This is a genomic window from Allobosea sp. 05T422_2, assembly GCF_056396265.1.
Genome location: NZ_JBFTLD010000062.1, coordinates 1 through 21,161 on the forward strand (window position 1 = coordinate 1; position 21,161 = coordinate 21,161).

The window sequence follows — 21,161 nt, forward strand, 5'->3', positions numbered from 1 at the left end:
AGCATCGGCTGCGTCGCCCAGTGCGCATCGAAGGTGAACAAGCATCGGCTGCGTCGCCCAGTGCGCATCGAAGGTGAACAGCGGCTCGTAGACGTGCTGCATGATCGTTCCGACCAGATCTGCGGTCGACGCCATCGGATCGAGCGACTGCGGCTCGCCGACCATGGCGAGATTGGCGCTGGATGCGCTCTGCGCCATGGCCGCCATCGGCATCAGCGCAGCCGAGGCGCCAAGGGCCGCTGCCAGGACGCCCAGTCCGCGCCGGGTGACAGAATTCTGATTGTGATCGCGGTTCCGCATTGGCCTCTCCCTGCCGTTCGCGTTGCCTATTGTGAGGGTGATGAAAATTTATTACGCAAATAGCATCTGTCAATCGCCAAATTTCATGCTGCATGGCAATATAAGGGTGAATTTGCGCCGAAGTGATTGATACTTCTATCTGGCTCTGTAATTAAATTCCATATGACCCGGGGGTAACCAATGTCCTCTCTCGATCTGGTTCTGCGCGGCGGGCGGGTTGTCGACCCCGGCCAGGGCATCGATGCGGTTCTTGATGTCGGTGTCGCGGACGGACGCATTGCAGCCCTGGCGCCGCGCCTGGACGCTCCGCAGATCCACGATGTTTCCGGCAGGATCGTCACGCCCGGCCTGATCGACCTGCACACTCATGTCTATTGGGGCGGGACGTCGCTGGGTGTCGACCCGCTGATCCTCGCGCGCCGCGGCTGCACCACGCTCGTCGATACCGGCAGTGCCGGTGCCGGAAATTTCGATGGCTTCCGCCGGCATGTCATCGACACCTGCCCCGTGCGAATCATTGCCTATCTCAACATCTCCTTTGCCGGCATCTATGCGTTCTCGAAGACCATCATGGTCGGCGAGAGTGGTGACCAGCGCCTGCTGGCGCCGATCGACACCCTCGCGGTCGCCGAGGCCAATCGCGATGTGCTCGCCGGTCTGAAGGTGCGCGTCGGCCATCACGCGTCAGGTACTGCCGGTCTCGTCCCGCTCGAAATCGCGCGCCAGACGGCGGAGCGGCTCGACATGCGCATGATGGTGCATATCGATCACCCGCCTCCGACGCTCGGGCAGGTGCTCGCCCTGATGCGCTCCGGCGATGTGCTGACCCATTGCTTCCGGCCGTTCCCGAACTCGCCCGTGACGCGCGATGGCGGCGTGCTGCCGGCCGTCAGTGCGGCGCGCGAGCGCGGCATCATCTTCGATATCGGCCATGGCATGGGCTCGTTCTCCTTCGACGTCGCCCGCACCATGCTCGCCAACGGCTTTGCTCCGGACACGATCTCCAGCGACGTCCATGCCCTGTGCATCGAGGGGCCGGCCTTCGATCTGACGACGACGATGTCAAAGTTCCTCTGCCTCGGCATGCCGCTGGACGAGGTCATCAGGCGCACGACGGTCAATGCAGCGCAGGCGATCGAGCGTCCGGAGCTGGGCACGCTTGCCCCTGGGACGATCGCAGACATCTCGATCCTGTCGCTTGAGGCCGGGGCCTTCGACTATAGCGATTCGACCGGCGCGATCCTGCGGGGCGCCGAGCGCCTGACGGCGGCGGGGATCGTGATCGGCGGCCGCCTCTGGGAGGCTTGCCAAGAGACGAGGCAGGTGGGCTGACGCATCACGCCTCGAGATGCGGCACGGCCTCGCTCCCGGGGAGCTTGGTGCTGTTGCGCGGCTGTGACGGCGGCCTGATGCCGCGGACGACGCGCTCGCGGCGGTCCATTCCCTCCGGATTCGTCGGCCCAGGAGCTCGCGGAACGACGCCCGGCACTTTCCTTCCTCAATGAAACGGTAGTATAGTTCTGCATTCTGCATCCGATGGCGGCCGGACGCAGGATTTTCTACTCGCGGTAGTAATAGGTCCGGTTCTGCCGGGCAGACGGAAAGGCCGGCAGCCATGATGAGGGGAACTGAACCGCTCGAAGTCTGGGAGATCATTTCCTCCCCGACCGGCTATGCGGCCCTGCAATAYGCAGCCGAGCAGGGGGATCCTCCTCTCGAGCCTTTGGTCACACTCATCGAAGAAACCTGCGGAACTTGGTTATCCTGCGATCCCGCTACCCATCTCAAGCGCATTCACAGGATGGTGGCGCGGCTGATGATGGCCGATGGCTGGCAGGAGGCCGGCGTGAAGCCGATGCGGCGCGGACGCCTGATCACCGAGGCCATGACCTTCCAGCGCGGCCCTGATCAAATGGTGCAATAGCGCGGCTTCAGCCGGCCTCGACCCAGGGCATCTCCGTCCCCGTGGGATCGCCCTGTGCCGCCACTCTCTCGATCAGGCGCATATGTCGGTCGAGGCAGCTTTCCAGTTCGAATCTCGCCTGCACTGTCGCCCGTGCCGCGCAGCGCAGGCCCTCGAGCTCGCCCCGCCGTTCGAGTGCCTGCACGATCGTGGCTGCCAGGGCCGGCACGTCGTGAAACGGAGCGAGCAGCCCGTTGCGGCGGTCGGTAATCACCTCCTGGACCGGCGGTGTGCGTGAGCCGACGACCATACAGCCGCAGGCCATCGCTTCCAGCAGGGACCAGGAGAGCACGAAGGGCACAGTCAGATAGACATGAACCGCGGAGACCTGGAACAGTCGCCGCAGCTCCTGATGTGCCAGCCAGGAAATGTGAACGAGGCGCTCGCCAAGCCGGGTTTCCTGCAGCATCGCATCTCGCCAGAGCTGCCCATCCGGACGCGGCCGGCCATAACCTGCGCCATCCCCGCCGACGACARTGAAGCGGGCATCGGGTCTTGCCTGCGCGACCAGCGCGGCGGCGCGCATGAATTGCGGATAGCCGCGATAGGGATCAAGGTCGCGGGCGGCGAAGGTGACGATCTCGTCGCCGGCGCGAATCACCTCGCCATCGGGCAGCGTGAAACTGGCCTCCGCATTCGGCCGGCATAGCTGCGTATCGATGCCGTCATGGCAGATCGCGATCCGGTCGCGGATGCTGGCAGGGTATTGCCGGTGCTGCCAGCGCGTTGGGGTATAGGCGGCGTCGATGGCCTGCAGGGTCAGGAGTTGCGCGGCATTGCGCATTCTCAGCCGCATGCGCTCTGCGTCCGTCGCTTCGTCCGCGGGTTCGAAATCGAAATCCGAGTCCCGATCGTTGTAATAGTACTCGCAATAGCCGATCACCGGCGTGGCTGGCAGCGCGTCCTTCGCGAAGAGCAGCCCACCCCAGCCGGTATGGCCGATGATGACGTCGGGTCGTTCATTGCGCGGCAGTCGCCGCAGGACGGAGGCCACGGCTTCGCCTGTCCTGACGTGATATTCCGTCGCGGCGAGGCTGGGGCTCGCCGTTATGGGTCCGCTGACGGTGTAGAGAATCTGGCGCAGCCCGGGACGGACGGCTTCCGCATGTTCCGTGACCAGCGTCACCTCGGCGCCGTCGCCGAGGAGGCGCCCGATCAGGTGAGCGAATTGACCAGATCCTGTACGATGAACGAATAAGACGCGCATGACGCCAGCAGAACCCCTCCATAGCGCAGGGCGTCGCTCCAGAGTTGCTCGAGACGCCGCAAGGTGTCGTAGGCCGTCCGCATGTCCGGTTCGACATCGAGATCCTGGCTCGGGCCGAACTGATTGCTCTCATCGAGCTGCTTGAGGCGCTCGACCAGAAGCTGGCCCTTGGGGGACAGCGAGATTCGGGCTAGCCGCCGGTCACGCGGCGAGGCGCCGCGCTCGAGATAGCCGCTCTCGACCAGCTGCTTGAGGTTATAGGAGGCGTTCGAKCCGAGATAATAGCCACGGTCGAGCAGGTCGCGCACCGCGATCTCCCCAGTGCCGATCGTCAGCAGAACCATCACCTGCGAGGGCGAAACATCATCGACGCCCAGCCGGGTCAACTCCAGGCGCAGATAGTCGAGAAAACGCCGGTGGACCCTGTCGATCAGGCGGGCGAGGTCGAGCTGGGTGACGGTGTTCCTCGAAATTCCATTGTCCGAATCAGTTCTCCGCTCTGGTCGGCCGGGCTGGCCGTTGACTGCGGCACCCAGGAACTGGGCGCCGTATTGCGGTTTCGAATGCATTCTCTACTCCGCCTGGTTTGAAAATGGGCACCCCGCCCGAAGAAAACCCCTTCTGGAGTGGAATAGCCTATACGCAAAGCACATGCCATCGACGATATGTGGAAACTAAGATTGTAGCAATTTTTTGATATGTATAAACTGTTTCAAAATTCAAAGTATTGCGTTTTTTGGCCATATTCCTCTTTAATAATCGCAGATATTCGATTCTTTATCTGTCATCATAACGACACGCCTAGCGCAACAAGCTAGTATTCGATCGTGTCCCTGCTGGCGATATTTCATGGTTGATGGTTGGCCGTCACCCTGGCCGATCCGGACCCTCTGCAACGGAGATATGAATGAAGGTCGCAGCTTCGGCGCCCGATGGTTTGATCCGTGAACTGCAGCGCTCCTTTGCCGGTGGCCTTGCCTATGCGGCCTTCCTGAGTTTCTGCGTCAACATCCTGCTGCTGACAGTGCCGATGTTCATGGTGCAGGTGCAGGACCGCGTCATCGTCAGCCGCAGCTTCGACACGCTCACCATGCTGCTGGTGATCGCGATCGCTGGTCTCGTTCTCTATGGTGCCATCGAGTTCATTCGCTCCCTGACCTTCCAGACCATGGCAAGCGGCTTCGCCCGGCGCCTCAATCTGCCGGCGCTGGAAGCGGCGGTCAGTGCTTCGCTCGAACAGGGCTCGGCCCAGGCCACCCAGGCGATTCGCGACCTGAACGATATCCGCTATTTCATCGCGAGCTCGGCCATCGCGACGCCGCTCGAGGCGGCCTGGTCGCCGATCTTCCTTGCCGTGCTCTTTGCCTTCCACCCGGTTTATGGGCTCGTCGGCGCGATCTCGCTGATCATATTGCTGATGCTCGGCGTGCTCTCCGACGTGCTGACGCGCCGTGTGCTGAAGGAGGCCAACGAAGAAGGCGTCGCCAGCATCAACGATGTCGGCGCCAGCCTGCGCCACGCCGAGACGATCGAGGCCATGGGTATGCTGCCGGCTTTGGCCAGGCGCTGGCGCGGCAAACAGGTGGCGATGATCGAGCTGCTCGATCTCGGCACGCGCCGCGGCAAGCTGATTGCAGCGGTGACCCGCGCCTCGCGCATGACGATGCAGCTCGCGATCTATGCGACCGGTGCCACGCTGATCATCAGGAACGAAGTCTCGGTGGRCACGCTGATGGCGGCGAGCATCCTGCTCGGCCGCCTGCTGGCGCCTTTCGATTCGATGATATCCGACTGGCGGCAATGGGTGCTCGCGGCCGCCGCGTGGAAGCGCGTGCGCGATCTGCTGCTGCTCGGCTCGTCACGGCGCCAGACCACCGCCAATCCACCGACCCAGGGCGATCTGGTGATCGACCGCGTCGTCTACGCTCCGACCGGGGCAGAGCAGACCGTCATCAAGAGTGTCTCGTTCTCATTGGCGCCGGGCGAAGTGCTCGGCATCGTCGGCCCGTCCGGAGCCGGCAAATCGACTCTGGCGCGGCTGCTCGTCGGGGTTCTGAAGCCGAATGTCGGCGGCGTCTATCTCGACGGTCACAATGTCTATCTCTGGGAGCGCGCCTCCTTCGGCGCCATGGTGGGCTATCTGCCGCAATCGGTCTCGCTGCTGAACGGTACCATCGCCGACAATATCGCCCGGATGCGGATTCCGGAGCCGCAGGCCATTCTCGAGGCCGCTCGGACTGCCGGCGTGCATGAGCTGATCGGGCGCATGCCGCTCGGCTACGACACGAACGTCAATGACGGCGACTTCAAGCTCTCGGGCGGCCAGCGCCAGCGTATCGGCCTTGCCCGGGCGCTATACGGCGCGCCGCGCCTGCTGGTGCTGGACGAGCCCAATGCCAATCTTGATGCGGAAGGCGAACAGAGCCTGATTCGCGCCATCAATGCCGCGCGCGAGGGCGGTGCCATGGTCATCCTGATCGCGCATCGCCCCTCGGTGATGCAGATCGTCGACAAGATCCTGGTGCTGCGCGAGGGCAGGATCGCTCAGTTCGGACCGCGTTCAGCGATCGCCGGCATGATCACGCCTGGTGGCCTCGTCGAGATCGAACCCAAGTCGCAGACTGGCATGAGCAAGCCCCGCGAGGTGACGGCATGAGCAAGCTCCCAGCCCCCATGAGCACGAGCCGCGCGCTCATTCCGGTGACCCCCGTCGAGGAGCCGGAGGAGCGGATGCCCTCGCTGCGCAATCTCGTGYTGGCCGGTGTCAGCGCGATCGCGATCGGCTTCGGCGGCTTCGGGGCCTGGGCGGTGACGGCAAGGCTCGACAATGCCGCCGTCGCGGTCGGTACCGTCGTGGTCGACAGCAAGCGCAAGACCGTCAGCCATCTCGAAGGCGGCGTCCTGAAGATGCTGCTCAAGCTTGAAGGGGACCGCGTCGTMAAGGATGAGCCCCTGCTGAGGCTCGAGGATGCACGTGCCCGCGCCGAGCTGCAGCAGCTCCACGGCAAGCGCGTCGGCTTCGAGGCCAGGCTGGCCCGGCTGCGCGCCGAGCAGAACAACGCGACGGAGATCGACTTTCCCGATGATCTCAAGATGGCCGGAACGCCGATTGCGCAGGAGGTGATCAGAGCGGAACGCAAGCTCTTCCAGGCGCGCACCCAGGGCTATGACGGGCGCATCAGCATCCAGAAACGTGTCATCGAGCAGCATCAGGCCGAGACCGAGGCGCTTCAGGCCCAGATCGAGGCGACGCGCTTTCAGCGTAGCCTGATCGACGAGGAGGTCCGCGTGGTCGGGGACCTCTACGAGAAGCGCTATGCCAAGCGCAGCCAGCTTGTCGAACTCCAGACCAAGCAGAGCGAGCTTGCCGGACGCAGTGGCGAGGCCGCGGCCCGCAAGGCCAAGGCGGAGCAGGCGGTCGCAGGCGCGCAGCTCGAGATCACCTCGCTCGGCCTCGAACGGCAGAACGAGATCGCCAAGGATCTGCAGGATAGCCAGCTCGCCTTGTCCGAGGTGGTCGAGCGCATCGTCCAGGCTGAGGACGTGCTGCGCCGCCTCGTGGTCATGTCCCCGCAGGAGGGTATCGTCGCCAATATCCGGGCGCGGACCGCCGGAAGTGCGATTGCCGCCGGGGAGGCCATTCTCGACATCGTGCCCGAGCGCGAGCCCCTGATCGTCGAGGCCAAGGTCGATCCGCGCGACATCGACTCGGTTAAGCTCGGTGCCGAGACGCGGGTGCGGCTGACCGCCTTCAATGCGCGGCTGATGCCGCCGCTGATCTCGAAGGTGACCTATGTCGCTGCCGACCAGCTTGTCGATGAGAAGTCCGGCGTCGCCTATTTCATTGTCCGGGCCGAGATCACGCCAGAGAGTCTCGCCCAGAACAAGGTCACCCTTCATGCCGGCATGGCCGCAGAGGTCCTGATCGTGAACGGCTCGCGGCGCGCCGTGGACTATCTGCTGGCCCCCTTCGCCGAGAGCTTCAACCGGGCATTCCGGGAGGACTGAACAGGGGCGGTCGGTGCGAATTTTCGCAGTGAATTCAGCAAAGTAAGAATACGTTTCGATTTATATTTCGAATTTTGAAATTCATTCAATGTATAACGTCTGGCAATTAGAGAATTAACGCCAGTAAATCTTTTCGCGCCATAATATTGTCACAACAAATCTCTTGCTGCATCGCACATATTCGGTAGGCTTAGCTCCGTTGAGCAATGACGAGTCATCTGATCGTCATTGGGGCGGCGCCGTTTTGCGAGGTGTTTTGGCGAATGCGCGCCGAGACCCTCGGGGCGCCTCAGTTCATTTCCAGGAGGTGACTATGGCCACGATAGAAGGCAGCGCGTTCGACGACTTCTTGATCGGGACACGGTTCAGCGATGTGATTCATGCCGGTGCCGGCGACGACGTCGTCAAGGGCGGCCATGGAGCAGACGTCCTGTTCGGCGAAGACGGCGACGATGTCCTCTTCGGCGACCAAGGCGATGACGTCATCTTCGGTGGCGAGGGGCGCGATATCCTCTTCGGCGGTCAAGGCGACGATGTCCTTTCCGGCGACGAGGGCAATGATCTGCTCTCCGGCGGCCAGGGGGATGACGTGCTCATGGGTGGCGAGGGGAACGATCTGCTGCAGGGCGACTCCGGCAACGACGTTCTCATCGGTGGCGAAGGGAACGATATCCTCCAGGGCGGCTCCGGCAATGACGTGCTCGAGGGTGGTCTCGGCAACGACCTGCTCCAGGGCGGCTCGGGCAACGATGTCCTGATGGGCGGCGAGGGTAACGACATCCTCCAGGGTGGTTCGGGCGACGACCTGCTCTTCGGCGGGGAGGGCAACGACATCCTGTCCGGCGGTGCCGGCAACGACGTCTTCGTCTTCGAAGGGGGCGGCGGCAACGATCTCGTGCTCGATTTCGATGCCGGTCACGACATGTTGCAGATCGCCTCCGACATCAACGGCACCGGCGTTACCTCGGCAGACGACCTCGCCGCGCGGACGACGACGGTCAACGGCAATGCGGTTGTCGATCTCGGCAACGGCGATTCGCTCACTCTCGTCGGCGTCACCGCCGAGGACGTCCAGAGCGATCCGAACTCCTACTTCACCGTCGCGTAACGACCTCGCGACGCCGGCTACTCCCGGCCGGCGTCGCACCCTGACACGTCGGAAGTTGAGCCATGTTGACGATCACGACGACCCAGTTGGTCGGAGACCAAAACTCCAATCCCGAGTTGCTGCGGCTCTGTGGTTCCGTGTTCCTGCTGAGCTGGAGCCTCGACGGACCGCTCGCTGATCGGCAGGTCGTATCGCTGGCAAGCCGGGAGCGGCGCGTTTCCTCCGCCTCGCTGACGCTGGGTCTGGGCGACGGGCGCACCCGGATCGTCTCTGTCTTCCGGCATTCCGGCCATGACGAGATCGTCGCGACCTTGTCCGGTGGCAATCTCGGTCCGGATCAGGCCGTCTCCTTCGATCCCGAATTCGTGCATGCAATGGCGGAGGCGCCCGAGATTCTGCGCGAGCTGACGCCGGCCGCGAGGATTGCGCTGGCAAACGCCCTGATCGCGACCTGGCCAACCCTGTTCAACCTGCGGGAGACGACCGCCTATCTCGCCTTCCTGCGCCAGTTCCTGCTCGCACTTTCCCGCAAACCGACGCCTGTGTTGCCGGTCGCTGCGCTGCCCGACGGCAAGATCCTTCTTGAATCCTCGGTGCCCGGGCGCCTCGACGCGATCAAGGTGGCATACTGGCTCGGCCCCGCAAGCCTGACGCGTATCGCTGCGAATCCGAGGCTCGGCAAACCTGACCGGAGTGCCCGCCGCTCGCTGCACCTGGTCCTTGATGAGCCCCAGCCGCGCGGAGCGGGGCTGCTCGTCCTGCAAAGCGATGTCGGGTTGATCGTCCGGGCCCTTCCCGAGCGCGCCACGGCGCCGACGCTTGGCCGCTGGTGGGCCGGGAAGGCCAGTGAGCGCGACGATCTGCGCAGCTGGCTCGTCGAGCAACTGGCCGGCCAGTCCGAACAGGGGCGCCTGCTCGCGATCGAGATGCAGAGGCGACTGCCCTTGCCGGTCCAGAGCGTCCGTCGTCACGACGACCTGCCCTCGGCCGAGCTCGATCTCGCCGTCTCGACCTCCGCCGGCCTGCTGCTCGGTGGTTGGTACCGCGACCTGGACGGCTTGCTCGATCAGATCCTCATACACCGCAGCACCGGCGCGCCGAGCCCGATCGGTGACCGGATCGCGCGGTTCCGGGCCGTGATGGCAGAGCCCGGCGGCGACAACCGAGCCGTGACCGGCTTCCTGGGTCTCGTGCCCGACTATGCCGGCGGCGCTCCTGTCCTGCAGCCGCGCTGCGCGCTGAAGCTGCGATCGGGGACCACGCTTTTCCTGCGCCCGGCGCCGCAGCCCGCCGACATTGCGACCATCCGCGCCCGGGCCCTGGCCTCGATCCCGCCGCAGCATCTCACGGCTGAAATCCTGCAGCAGAGCCTCGCTCCCGTGCTTGCCGCGTGCCAGTCCGCGCTGCGCGACAGCCTGCCGGAGCCACGTGTGCGGACGATCGGCTCCTTGCCGGACCGGCCGAGTGTCTCGGTCGTGGTCCCGCTCTACCGGGTCTATGACTTTCTGCGGATCCAGGTGTCAGCCTTTGCGGCTGATCCCTGGTTCGTCGAGAAGGCCGAGCTGATCTATGTGCTCGATTCCCCCGAGCATGAGGCTKAGGTCGCGCATCTGCTCGGCGGCCTGCACCTTGCCTATGGCCTGGCGATCCAGCTCGTGGTGATGGGCCGCAATGGCGGTTTCTCGGCCGCCTGCAATGCCGGGGCCGAGGCGGCGCGTGGCGATGTGCTCGCCATGGTCAATTCGGATGTGATCCCGAGCGAGGCCGGCTGGCTGCCCGCGCTGGCGCGCAAGCTCGACCGGCGCGGGCGTGTCGGCGCAGTCGGGCCGAAACTGCTCTATGACGACGGCTCGCTGCAGCATGCCGGCCTCCTTTTCAAGCGGGACCGTCACGGCGTCTGGCTCAACCATCATTACTTCAAGGGCATGCCGGGCAGCTATCGGCCCGCCAATGTCGAGCGGCTCGTACCCGGCGTCACCGKTGCCTGCATCGTGCTGCCGCGTGCGCTCTTCAACGAGGTCGGTGGCTTCGACGACAGCTATGTCATCGGCGACTACGAGGATAGCGACCTCTGCCTGAAGATCCGGCAGGCCGGCTTCGGTATCAAGTATGTGCCGTCCGTCGCGCTCTACCATCTCGAGCGCCAGTCGATCTCCAAGAGCCTGGATTACACCCGCGGCGTTGCCTCGCAGCACAATGCCTGGCTGCAGACGGGCCGCTGGGACGCCCAGATCGAAGCGCTGATGGCCGATGAATCGGCTCTGCCGCGCAAGGCCGCGCCCGCGCGCGATCCCGACATTCTTCCCCGCACCGTCCTCAGGAGGGCAAGCGCTGCATGACGGCGACCCTGGCACTGCGTCCCATAGAGCCCAGCCCGGGCGCGATCCTCAGCCCCCCCGGCAAGGAATTCGACTGGCTGCTCGACCATATCCGTACCAACCGCTTCCTGCCGCATCCGCCGGCCGAGAACATTTTTGTCGGTGACGGCGACTACCGCGAGATCGGCGCGGAATTCCTGGGCCATTACGTCCGGATCGGCCGCCTGAAGCCGACGGAGCGTGTCTTCGACATCGGCTGCGGCATCGGCCGCATGGCGGTGCCGCTGACGCAGTATCTCGATCCGTCGAAAGCGAGCTATGACGGCGTCGACCCCGTGATGGACGGCATCCTCTGGTGTGCCCAGACGATCACGCCGGTCTACCCACGCTTCCGCTTTCAGCGGCTCGACATCGCTCATCCCCTCTACAATCCGCAGGGTTCGCTGCCCGGCACCGAAGTCGCTTTCGGCTTCGCGAACCAGAGCTTCGATTTCATCACGATGGTCTCTGTGGCGACGCATCTGCCGCCGGAGGAACTGACGGTCTACCTCAAGGAGGCCTCCCGCCTGCTTGCGCCGGGCGGACGCCTGTTCCTGACCGCCTTCGCCATTGACGGGCAGCCGACGGGACAGGAACGCCTGAAATTCAAGCGCTGGCGTGATGGGCCGGGCTGGTACGCGATCGAGGAGGCACCGCTCGCTGCCGCCGGCATCGAGGAGGAGTTCCTGATCGCGCAGACGCAAGCTGCCGGGCTGCTCGTCGAGAGCCTTGGACGCGGCCATTGGCGCGGCATCAACGCACCACATTACCAGGACGTGCTGATCGCGACCAAGCCGGAGCGCAGCCGATGAGCCGCCGCATCCTCGTCGTCGCGCATAACCATCCCGATCTGCATCCCGGTGGCACCGAGATTCTGGCTCATGACCTCGCCGGTGGTTATCGCGAGCAGGGCTGCGACGTGCTCTTCCTCGGCGCGACCAACGCGATCCACCGTGAGGCGCATCCCGGCACGGCCTTGCAGGCTACCGGAACCGATGGCGATGTCCTGCTGTGGAGTGGCCATTTCGACCGCTTCTATCTCAGCCAGATCGATCACTACGGCACACTCCAGGATCTCGCCAGCCTGCTTCAGGAATACCGGCCGGATGTGATTCACATCCACCATCTCGTGCTGATCGGGGCCGAGTTCCTGACGCTGGCGCGGCGCCTCCTGCCGGCGGTGAAGATCGTGATGACGCTGCATGACTATTACCCGATCTGCCATAATGACGGGCTGATGGTGCGGCCGACCGACAAGGAGCGCTGCACCGCGGCCTCTCCGACACGCTGCCGGGGCTGCTTTCCCGGAATCGGCTCCGACCGCTTCCTGCTGCGCGAGCGCTTCCTGAAGACCCATCTTGCAGCGGTCGATCAGTTCGTCGCGCCGAGCCGCTTCCTGCGCCAGCGCTATGTCGACTGGGGGCTGGCGGGCGACCGCATCGACGTCATCGAGAACGCGCGCCCGGCTCGCGAACCGGCACCGCACCGGGCCAAGCGCGGGCCCCGCGCCAGCTTCGGCTATTTCGGCAACGTCAATCCCTGGAAGGGGGTGCTGGAGCTGGTCAAGGCAGCCTCGCTGCTCAGTGCCTCGGGCCTGCGCGGCTTCGAAGTGCGCATCCATGGCGGGGCCCCGTTCCAGAGCGAGGCCTTCATTGCGGAGTTCGAGGCGGCGCTCGCGGCCTCGGACGGCATGGTGACCCATTGCGGCCCCTATCATCGCGAGGAGATGCCGGAGCTGATGGCCGAGATCGATTGGGTGGTGATGCCCTCGATCTGGTGGGAGAATGCCCCGCTCGTCATCCAGGAGGCGTTCCAGCACCGCCGCCCCGTCATCGCCAGCGGTATCGGTKGCATGGCCGAGATGGTGCGGGACGGCATCGACGGGCTGCATGTCCGCCCGGGCGATCCGGCCCAGCTTGCCCGCACCTTGCGGCGCGCGGTCGAGGAGAAGGGCCTGTGGGATCGCCTCGTCGACGGCATCCGGCCCCAGCCGACCATCGCTGAATGCACCGCGGCGCATCTCGCGCTGTTCGACAGGCTCACACTCGCGGAGGCGGCATGACGGTCATGCGCGATCCCGACGGAACCGAGCGGCTGCCCAATGTCGTGCCGGCGCGCCTCAATGGCCGTGTCGATGCCCTCGACGGCAACCGCCTGCATGGCTGGATCTGGGATGAGACCCGTCCCGAGGAGCGGCTCAAGGTCCGGCTCAAGCTTGATGGGCGGGTTGCGATGGAAGCCGTCGCCGACCAGAGCCGCATCGACCTTCGCCGCAACGGCATTGGCGACGGGCGCCATGCCTTTGCGATGGAACTCGATGACACGCTGGTCGCAGCCCGCGATCGACTGAGCATCGTCGGCGTCTCTCCGAGCACGGATGTCGAGCTCGAGCTCAGATTGCCGCCGCCGGCCGAGCTCGCAGCCGAGGCTGCGATCGCGGTGCCGCTTGCGCGCTTCTTCGATCGCGTCGAGGCGTTGATCGCGCTCAACCGGCGTGGGCAGCTCGCCCAGAAGGAACTCGTCGAGAAACTCGACGAGATGACGACGCGCATGGCAGGCAGCGGTGTACAGCGCGACGAGGCCGCGGAGGCCGCGCGCGCCGACCATATTTCCCAGCGCCTGGCCGAGCTCGATGTCTTCCAGCTCCGTTTCGATGCGACGCTACGCAGCTTCGACGAGCGCCTGGTCACGATCCGCAAGGAGGCGCAGCGCCCGATGCGGCAGGCGACCATCCTGCTCGGCTCGCTCTCCGGGCTCGCCGCGCTGATGTCTTTCGTGACCCTGACCCTGATCCTGCTGGACCGGTGATGCGATGAGTGAAGTGATCGTCCCCGATCAGACCCGGATCAGCCCGGCGCCGACCGTCGCCTGGACGCCGCTCGGCGAGAACGCCATCCTGATCATGAGCACCTGCGACGCGATGCCGGGCAAGGTGCCTGTCGCCGTCGACGGCAATCCGCGCAACAAGGCCGAGACCATGGCGCTGACCTGGCGCCGGCCGCAGGCCGAAGCCTCGGCAGCCATCGGCTTCCTTTGCCTCGCACCCGCGCCCGCGACCGACCGCTCCGGTTCCGGCGCCCTGCTGCTCGGTCGCCCCGGCCGGCCGCTGCGCCTCGTGCTGGCGTCGAAGCCGCTGCCGCTGCAATCCTTCCTTGCCGGCCTTGCCGAGGATTCGGGGCAGGCTTTCCCGATGGTTGTCGACGGGCTCCTGGAGATCCTGCTCGCCGGAAAACCCAATCCACGCCGCCTGCGCGCAGCCTCGATGCTGCTCCAGTCGATCGCCAAGCCCGGCGGCTTCGTCGAGGTCATGGGGCCGATCGACGACGGTGTTTTCATTCAGGGCTGGACCTCCGATTTCACGGCAGGCCGGACCAAGCTGCTGATCGCCCATGGCGGGCTGTCCTTCGCCGTTCTGGAGGCAGGAACCTTCGAGCGCGACGATCTTGCCGACGGCGCGCGAGGCTTCTTCGGCCTGCTGGAAGAATGCCAGATCCGCCATCCCAGCGAGATCGAGCGGCTGTTCTTCCGCGCCACGGATGGCTGGCGCGCGCTCGATGTCTATGAGCGCCATGTCCTGCTCGAACCGATCACGGTTCCCGGCCATTTGCGCGACGGGCTGCAGCGCGGCAGCGCGCCGCAGGCGACGTCMGACAAGCTCCGGCGTGCCTCGCAGCGCTTCGATGGCCGGGACACGGTCGCATTGCTGGAGGCGCCGGTGCGGGCCGGCATCGACGACGCGACCATCGTGGAGGGCACCGGCACCCTGATCATCGGCTGGCTGTTCGATCCGGACCGTCATGTCAGCGCGGTGACGCTGCGCTCCGGAAGCCAATCCTGCGTGCTCGACCGCGTCTGGACACGCGTGTCGCGTCCGGACGTCGCCGATGCCTTTGCAGGCGATCCGCGCTTTGCCCATATGCTCGGCGGCCGGCGCAACAGCCACGGCTTCATCGTCTTCGCACCGAAGCTCACGCCTGAGCCCGGCCAGCCGCTCTATCTCGAGTTCGAGATCGAGGGATCCGGCCCTGCCTTCCTGCCCCTGGAGGCCGGGCGCGGCCAGCCGCGGCGGACGCTCGAACGCGTCTTCGCGCTGCTTGATCCGAAATCCTCGACCGCAGCCTCGGTGGTCGAACGCCAGATCGCTCCCGCCTTGCAGGCCGCCGAGATCGCCCCGCCGCGCGTGATCGAGACCATCGATATCGGCGCCTTCAAGGCTGATGCGAATCTGGGGCTGGTGATCGGCCTCGACCATCGCCAGCGCGAGCTCTCCTCGCTCTTCGCCCTGCTCGCGATCGACCCCGAGATACGCCCGGTGCCTATCGTGCTCGCGGTCCCCGGCGAGAGCTTTGACCGGGTCGGTGCCGAGGCACGCCGGCTTGCTCGCTTCTACGGCCTMGCCGTGCGGCTTGCGCTCGTCGATGGGGTCGAGGACGCCTGCGACGCGATGGAGGCCGGCGCGCGCGCCTGCCGCTTCCAGACCATCGCGTTACTCTCGGGGGCCGCGCAGATCCGCATGCCCGGTTGGCTTGGCCGGCTCGAGCGCGCCTTCAAGGCGCGTGGCGGACAATGCGTCGCGAGCCCCACGCTGCTTTTCGAAGACAACTCGATCCGCTGGGCCGGCGCCTGGATGGAAGGGGAGGGGCCGAGCCGGCGTGTCTTCAATCGCTTCGTCGGCTATCCCCTGGAGGCGATCGGCAATCTMGGTCCGATGGAAGTCGCGGCCGGCGCCACCGAATGCTGTGTGATGTCGCGCGCCGCCTTCATCGAAGCCGGGGGCTTCGCCCGCAACTACTTCACGACGGCCGAAAAGGGCCTCGATCTCTGCCTGAAGCTCAGGATGAACGGCTTCCCCTCGCTCTGGGTGCCGGAGGTCGAGGTTTACGTCGTCGATGATGGCGAGATGGCGCGGCCGCATCTGGTCTCGCTTGCCCAGCTCGCCGACCGCTCCAGCTTCGACCGTCGCTGGGCGCTGGCCGTTTCGAACATGCGAGGATGATGATGCGCGTACTCGTCGTGTCCCATGGACACCCGACCCTGTCTCTCGGCGGCGCCGAAATCGCCTCCTACAATCTGCACAAGGGCCTGCAGGCAAGCGAAGGCCTCGACGCGCATTACCTTGCCCGTGTCGGCTCGCCGACGCCGCGTCACGCCGGTACGGCACTGATGAGCCTGCGCCAGCGCGGCGGCGAGCTACTCTACTACGCCGAGGAATACGATCACTTCCTGCTCTCGAACCGGAACACCGAGGAGATTGAGCGCGATTTCGTCCGCGTGCTGCGCGACCTGAAGCCGGATGTGGTGCATTTCCACCATTTCATCGGGCTCGGGCTCGAATGCCTGTTCGCGGTGCGGGACACGCTGCCCGACGCTCTCATCGTGGTGACCTTCCACGAATATCTCAGCATCTGCCATCATCACGGCCAGATKGTGAAGACCGGCGCTTTCAAGCTCTGCTACCGGGCCTCGCCGACCGATTGCAATGCCTGCTTCCCGGATATCGCGCCCGGCCGCTTCCTGGCGCGCGAGACCTTCATCCGGGGCATGCTCAATCTCGCCGATCATTTCATCTCGCCGAGCCGCTTCCTGGCCGAGCGCTACCAGGATTGGGGCCTCTCGGCCGATCGCTTCTCGGTGATCGAGAACGGCATCGACGTTGCCGAGGTCRCACCGCCCCGGCCCTTGCCGGACAAGACGGCACGGCGTTCGCGCTTCGCCTATTTCGGCCAGCTCACGCCCTACAAGGGGGCGGATGTGCTGATCGATGCGGTCACCCGCATCCCGGAAGCCGTCTGGGGTGAGGATTCCATCCTGCTCGTCTATGGCGGCAATCTCGAGCGCCAGCCCGAGGCCTACAAGAAGAAGTTCGCCGAACTCGTCGAGAATGCCGGCCGGCGGGTGCGTTTCTGCGGTGCCTTCCAGAACCACGAGATGCCGAACCTGATGCGCTCGGTCGACTGGGTGGTGATGCCCTCGGTCTGGTGGGAGAACTCGCCGATCGTGATCCAGGAGGCCTATTTCCACGGCCGCCCGATCCTTTCGAGCAATATCGGTGGCATGGCCGAGAAGATCGTCGACGAGGTCAACGGCCTGCATTTCCGCTCGGGCAGCTCGGAGGATCTGGTCGACTGCATGACGCGCGCCCTGAGCGAGCCCGATCTCTGGTCGCGCCTGCGCGCCGGGATCACCCGTCCGCTCACCCATATCGACTGCGCCGCCCAGCATATCGCGCTCTACCAGCGCCTGATCGAGCAGCGCGGCATGCCGGTTCCGGCCAGCCGCGCGGCCACGCCGATGATCGCCTGATGCCAGAAGAAGCCGACACGAAAACCAGGGGAGACAGAACCATGGCCCGCATCCTCGTCATGATCCCATCGGGAGAGGTCTACGACCATGACAATGTGCGCTGGTACCAGCACGCGGATCTCGCGAGCCATATCAACCACTACCATAATATCGGCGACGCCTTCGTCTTCGACTCCTCGTTGAAGCTGCTGAATTTCGAGAAGCTCGACGTCCTGCCGATCGCCAATCCGGACATGGCGCTGATCGACCGGTTGAACGCGGAATACGACTACGTCTTCCTGCGCGGTTCGAACTATGTCCATGCCGAGATGGAATGGAACCAGACGGCTGATGTGCTGCGCCGGCTAAAGATACCGGTCATCGCCTTCGGCATTGGCGCGCAGGCGCCGGTCAGCGGCAAGCTGGAGCTCAGCGAGGACACCAAGACCGTGCTCAGGCTGATGGCGGATTCGACCGCCTCGCTCGGCGTGCGCGGCACCTATTCGGCCGAGATTCTCAACGAGATCGGCATCAAGAATGTCCGGATCATCGGTTGCCCCACGGCGTTCCGCGCCAACAGGCCGGATCTCGCGATCAAGTTGCCTGCGCTCGACAGCGTGAAGAAGGTCGGCATCACGCTGCGGCGCGAGGTCTCGCCGACCTATGCGCAGGACATCAAGCGCTACCTCACCTTCCACCGCGACCTCGTGAAGTCGCTGGCGGGCCGGTTCGAGGCGACGCTGATGGCGCAGGGCGAGATCGAGGAGAAGAAACTCGCGCTGGGAACGCCGGAGCAGAAGGAGGAGGCGATGGCGGCGCTGCGCGGAAACGAGTGGGCCACCTCCTGGTACCTCGATGAGGCGATGGAGGCGCTCTATCGCGGCCGGATGTTCTATTCGGACGTGGTTGCCGATTACGAGAATCTCGTACGCAGCCTCGACCTCGTGCTGGGCTACCGGCTGCACGGCAACCTGATGGCGCTCGCCAACGGCACGCCCTCGATCTACTTCACCTATGACAGCCGCACGGTCGAGTTCGCCGAGACCTTCCAGATCMCGAGCTTCGACGTTTTCTCCGGCCAGGATTTCAGGCTGGAGGAGCATTGGGATCAGGCGCGGTTCGACCGCTTCAACACGACCTATGCCCAGGTCTACGCCGCGATGCGCGACTTCCTGGTCGAGAACAAGGTCGACACCAAGATGCGCGCCCCGGCGGTCAGGGCGGCGGTCGCCCCCGCCATTCCCGAGGCCGAACGAAAGGTGGCCTGATGGTGGAACGCACCATCCTTGCGGCCACGCTGGCGGCCTTGCCGCTGCTCGCCGTTCCGCACCTGTCATTTGCGCAGGCTCCCGGCTATCGCGTCGAGATCGTTCCCGGCGCCACGGAGGAGACCGTCTACGCCTGGTCGCGCCAGCGCTGCGAGGAATGGCATATTCCAGACGCGCCATTGCGGGCCTTCCGCAATCAGAACGGCGCGGTGGTCGCCTTCGCCAGCAATTACCGCAACCGCGCCATGGCCGGCCCCAGCCTCGACCGGATCGGGATTTCCTGTTCGGTCTCCTTCGAGGCCAAGAGCAGTCCGGACCCGAGCGAGTTCAGCGACAAGAACTGGCTGACCGCGACATGGACCAGCGACGGTCGCGACGTCTTCGGGCTGATGCATGCGGAATACCATGCCGACCGCTACGGCAATGCCTGCCGCTTCAAGGACAGGATGAGCTGCTGGTACAATGTCGTAACGGCAGCGCATTCGACTGATGGCGGGCGCCATTTCAGCGCAGAGCCGCGCCAGCTCGTCGCCGCGCCGGCGTTCCGCCAGGATGTCGGCCAGGGGCGCCATCGCGGTTTCTTCAACCCGTCCAACATCATCGAGCGGGACGGCGCCTGGTATGCGCTGATCGCGACCACCGGCGGCGAGGGCCAGAAGGGTGGCGTCTGCCTGTTCCGCAGCACCGACATCAAGGATGCCGCCTCGTGGCGGGCCTTTGACGGCACCGACTACACGGTGCGCGCGGTCGATCCCTATCGCGAGGACCTGTCGCAGGCGAAGCCCTGCCAGCCGCTCAAGGGACTGCCGACCACGGTCGGCTCCGTCACGAAGCACGAGCCGAGCGGACTTTATCTGGCGGTGCTCCATCTCGGTCCCGACCCCAGCCAGGGGATCGCGGGCGGCCGCGTCGCCTATAGCTGGTCCGCGGATCTGCTGCGCTGGTCGCCGCTGCAGACGCTCGTCGTGCATCCGACGATGTGGAGCAAGAACTGCGCTGACACGACCCGCTACGCCTATGGCGCGGTTGCCGACCCCGACTCCACCTCGCGCAATTTCGAAACGACCGGGGACGAGGCGTTCCTGTTCATGACCCGGATGCGGGTGAAGGACTGCAAGCTCGGTCCCGAGCGCGACCTCGTCCGCGTCAAGATTCACATCGTGAAGGACCAGCCTTGAAAATTCTGCGTGCCACAACGAACGAGATCGTCGTCTCCGTCGCGAGGCGTCCCGATGGGGCCTGGCCGGCGCTGCGCCTGCGGCTCGACGGCCAGGATTATGCGACGATCCAGCCGGGCGCGGTGATAACCGGCGATGCCGTCGTCGCCGAGCTCACCATCCCGCTGCCCAGGCTCGCGGACGGTCGGCCGCGCGAGATTGCGGTGCTCGATGCCGAGAGCGGCAAGATCGCGCCCGGCTCGGGCCTCGCCCCGATCGCGACCGAGAAAAAGCTGCGCGCACTGGTGATCTACCCGGCCGGAGAGGTCTACGAGCACGACAAGGTGCGCTGGTACCGGGCACCGATGGAGAAGCTACTCTCCGACTATTTCAACATCGGCGACATGATCGTCTTCGACTCGACGCTCAAGCTGCTKCGCTATGCGCATCTCGAGCCGATGAAGATCATGAATCCGACAGAGGCCGATATCGAGCGCTATGCCAGCGAGTTCGACTACGTCTTCGTCCGCGGCTCGAATTTCATCCATGAAAAGATGGAGTGGTTCCGTGCCGTCGAGGTGCTGGAGAAGGTCAAGCTGCCGGTCTACGCCATCGGCGTCGGCGCGCAGGCGAGCCAGAACCGCGCCATTGAACTGCCGGACGCCTCGAAGCGGTTCTGGCAGATCGTTTCCGACCGCTGCGCCGCCATTGGCGTGCGCGGCGCCTTCAGCGCCGAGACGCTGCGCCATAACGGCATTCGCAATGTCGAGGTGGTCGGCTGCCCCTCGATCTTTCGGACCCRCAAGCGCGATCTMGCCATCCGGGTTCCGGACCAGCGCGAGATCCGCAAGGTCGCCTTCAGCCTCAGGCGCGAGGCGGACAAGAGCTATACCGCCGACCCGGAGGCCTATCTGCGCAACCAGAAGGCCGCGCTTCTCAAGGTCGATCGCCAGAGCGAGATGGTGATGTCCTCGCATGGCGAGCAGGAGGAGAAAGCCTTCTTCCTGCGCGACGAGAAGGCGATGGAGAAGGCGGTGGCCGAGTTCGTTCACACCGGCTGGTGGAGCGGCGCCGATGATGCGGCGATGCGCCGGATCTACGAGAAACAGCTTTTCACCTTCTTCGATGTCGAGCGCTATGACGCGTTTGCGCAGGGGCTCGATCTTGCGGTCGGCTACCGCGTCCACGGCGTGCTGCCGGCGGTGGCGCAGGGCGTGCCGGGCGTTCTCGTCGCCTATGACACGCGCAGCCAGGAGCTGGCCGAGACCCTGAAGATCCCTGTCGTGCCGGAGTCCGCCCTCGCCGAAGGCGGGTGGCGAGCCGTCTATCAGGAAGCGCAGCTCAACACGCTMGCGAAGAGCTATGCCGCCTCCTACGACCGCATGCGTGACTTCCTCGACAGGAACGGCGTTCCCCACCGGATGTGAGGCTGACCCGTTGTCCTGAACCCTGATTGTTGAAGGGGGAGGGCGAGCTTCCCCGCAGCGCGTAAGCTGTGGGGGCGCCTGAAC

The 21,161-nt window shown here is 65.1% G+C and carries 16 protein-coding genes and 1 pseudogene; 14 read left to right on the forward strand and 3 right to left on the reverse strand.

Translation table 11 applies throughout. The features are described from left to right. Positions 1 to 300: pseudogene (locus AC1DJT_RS13590) on the reverse strand (hypothetical protein); the annotation flags it as partial. A 180-nt stretch (positions 301 to 480) separates the two neighbouring features. On the opposite strand from AC1DJT_RS13590, the gene AC1DJT_RS13595 reads away from it, so the two are divergent. Next, entirely contained in the window at positions 481 to 1,632 is a 1,152-nt protein-coding gene (locus tag AC1DJT_RS13595; RefSeq protein WP_476767600.1) for an amidohydrolase/deacetylase family metallohydrolase, read from the forward strand. Between the two features lie 283 nt (positions 1,633 to 1,915). Beyond that, the gene (locus AC1DJT_RS13600) at positions 1,916 to 2,224 is read left to right on the forward strand and encodes a hypothetical protein (protein ID WP_441506388.1); all 309 of its coding nucleotides are present in this window, start codon (positions 1,916 to 1,918) and stop codon (positions 2,222 to 2,224) included. 7 nt (positions 2,225 to 2,231) lie between these two features. On the opposite strand, the gene AC1DJT_RS13605 is transcribed toward AC1DJT_RS13600, so the two are convergent. Next, complete coding sequence (locus AC1DJT_RS13605; protein ID WP_476834230.1) at positions 2,232 to 3,389, reverse strand: glycosyltransferase; 1,158 nt, start codon at positions 3,387 to 3,389, stop codon at positions 2,232 to 2,234. 29 nt (positions 3,390 to 3,418) lie between these two features. Continuing rightward, positions 3,419 to 4,039 carry a MarR family winged helix-turn-helix transcriptional regulator gene (locus AC1DJT_RS13610; protein WP_441506386.1) on the reverse strand — a complete coding sequence of 207 codons (621 nt, stop codon included), beginning with the start codon at positions 4,037 to 4,039 and terminating at the stop codon, positions 3,419 to 3,421. 338 nt (positions 4,040 to 4,377) lie between these two features. On the opposite strand from AC1DJT_RS13610, the gene AC1DJT_RS13615 reads away from it, so the two are divergent. The 12 genes from AC1DJT_RS13615 to AC1DJT_RS13670 all read left to right on the forward strand — a co-directional run bounded on the left by AC1DJT_RS13615 (position 4,378) and on the right by AC1DJT_RS13670 (position 21,077). After that, entirely contained in the window at positions 4,378 to 6,126 is a 1,749-nt protein-coding gene (locus AC1DJT_RS13615; protein WP_476834231.1) for a type I secretion system permease/ATPase, read from the forward strand. After that, positions 6,123 to 7,478 (forward strand): HlyD family type I secretion periplasmic adaptor subunit, encoded by a 1,356-nt coding sequence (locus tag AC1DJT_RS13620; RefSeq protein WP_476834232.1) that lies wholly within the window; start codon positions 6,123 to 6,125, stop codon positions 7,476 to 7,478. Before AC1DJT_RS13615 ends, AC1DJT_RS13620 begins: the two co-directional genes overlap by 4 nt. 313 nt (positions 7,479 to 7,791) lie before the next feature. After that, complete coding sequence (locus AC1DJT_RS13625) at positions 7,792 to 8,586, forward strand: calcium-binding protein (RefSeq protein ID WP_113517019.1); 795 nt, start codon at positions 7,792 to 7,794, stop codon at positions 8,584 to 8,586. Positions 8,587 to 8,648: 62 nt separating this feature from the next. Then, the gene (locus AC1DJT_RS13630; RefSeq protein ID WP_476834233.1) at positions 8,649 to 10,925 is read left to right on the forward strand and encodes a glycosyltransferase; all 2,277 of its coding nucleotides are present in this window, start codon (positions 8,649 to 8,651) and stop codon (positions 10,923 to 10,925) included. Further along, complete coding sequence (locus AC1DJT_RS13635) at positions 10,922 to 11,755, forward strand: class I SAM-dependent methyltransferase (RefSeq protein WP_476834234.1); 834 nt, start codon at positions 10,922 to 10,924, stop codon at positions 11,753 to 11,755. Before AC1DJT_RS13630 ends, AC1DJT_RS13635 begins: the two co-directional genes overlap by 4 nt. Then, positions 11,752 to 13,005 (forward strand): glycosyltransferase family 4 protein, encoded by a 1,254-nt coding sequence (locus AC1DJT_RS13640; protein ID WP_476834235.1) that lies wholly within the window; start codon positions 11,752 to 11,754, stop codon positions 13,003 to 13,005. Before AC1DJT_RS13635 ends, AC1DJT_RS13640 begins: the two co-directional genes overlap by 4 nt. Further along, positions 13,002 to 13,751: a hypothetical protein gene (locus AC1DJT_RS13645; protein ID WP_113517023.1), complete on the forward strand. Its 750-nt coding sequence runs from the start codon at positions 13,002 to 13,004 to the stop codon at positions 13,749 to 13,751. Before AC1DJT_RS13640 ends, AC1DJT_RS13645 begins: the two co-directional genes overlap by 4 nt. A gap of 4 nt (positions 13,752 to 13,755) precedes the next feature. Next, positions 13,756 to 15,939, forward strand: a complete 2,184-nt coding sequence (locus tag AC1DJT_RS13650; RefSeq protein ID WP_441490763.1) for a glycosyltransferase family 2 protein — start codon at positions 13,756 to 13,758, stop codon at positions 15,937 to 15,939. Positions 15,940 to 15,941: 2 nt separating this feature from the next. Beyond that, complete coding sequence (locus AC1DJT_RS13655) at positions 15,942 to 17,246, forward strand: glycosyltransferase family 4 protein (RefSeq protein ID WP_476834236.1); 1,305 nt, start codon at positions 15,942 to 15,944, stop codon at positions 17,244 to 17,246. Positions 17,247 to 17,287: 41 nt separating this feature from the next. Then, on the forward strand, positions 17,288 to 18,493 hold the full coding sequence (locus AC1DJT_RS13660) for a polysaccharide pyruvyl transferase family protein (protein ID WP_476834237.1): 1,206 nt from the start codon (positions 17,288 to 17,290) through the stop codon (positions 18,491 to 18,493). Further along, a complete protein-coding gene (locus AC1DJT_RS13665; protein ID WP_441506377.1) occupies positions 18,493 to 19,671 on the forward strand; it encodes a glycoside hydrolase family protein in 1,179 nt (392 codons plus the stop codon). The genes AC1DJT_RS13660 and AC1DJT_RS13665 overlap by 1 nt, the downstream gene beginning before the upstream one ends. Beyond that, complete coding sequence (locus AC1DJT_RS13670; protein ID WP_476834238.1) at positions 19,668 to 21,077, forward strand: polysaccharide pyruvyl transferase family protein; 1,410 nt, start codon at positions 19,668 to 19,670, stop codon at positions 21,075 to 21,077. Before AC1DJT_RS13665 ends, AC1DJT_RS13670 begins: the two co-directional genes overlap by 4 nt. Positions 21,078 to 21,161 lie beyond the last annotated feature (84 nt).

Bases quoted from the DNA above. Each gene is read 5' to 3' on its own strand.
- AC1DJT_RS13625 (WP_113517019.1), top strand. From the start codon at position 7,792: ATGGCCACGATAGAAGGCAGCGCGTTCGACGACTTCTTGATCGGGACA.
- AC1DJT_RS13635 (WP_476834234.1), top strand. From the start codon at position 10,922: ATGACGGCGACCCTGGCACTGCGTCCCATAGAGCCCAGCCCGGGCGCG.
- AC1DJT_RS13645 (WP_113517023.1), top strand. From the start codon at position 13,002: ATGACGGTCATGCGCGATCCCGACGGAACCGAGCGGCTGCCCAATGTC.
- AC1DJT_RS13665 (WP_441506377.1), top strand. From the start codon at position 18,493: ATGGTGGAACGCACCATCCTTGCGGCCACGCTGGCGGCCTTGCCGCTG.
- AC1DJT_RS13595 (WP_476767600.1), top strand. From the start codon at position 481: ATGTCCTCTCTCGATCTGGTTCTGCGCGGCGGGCGGGTTGTCGACCCC.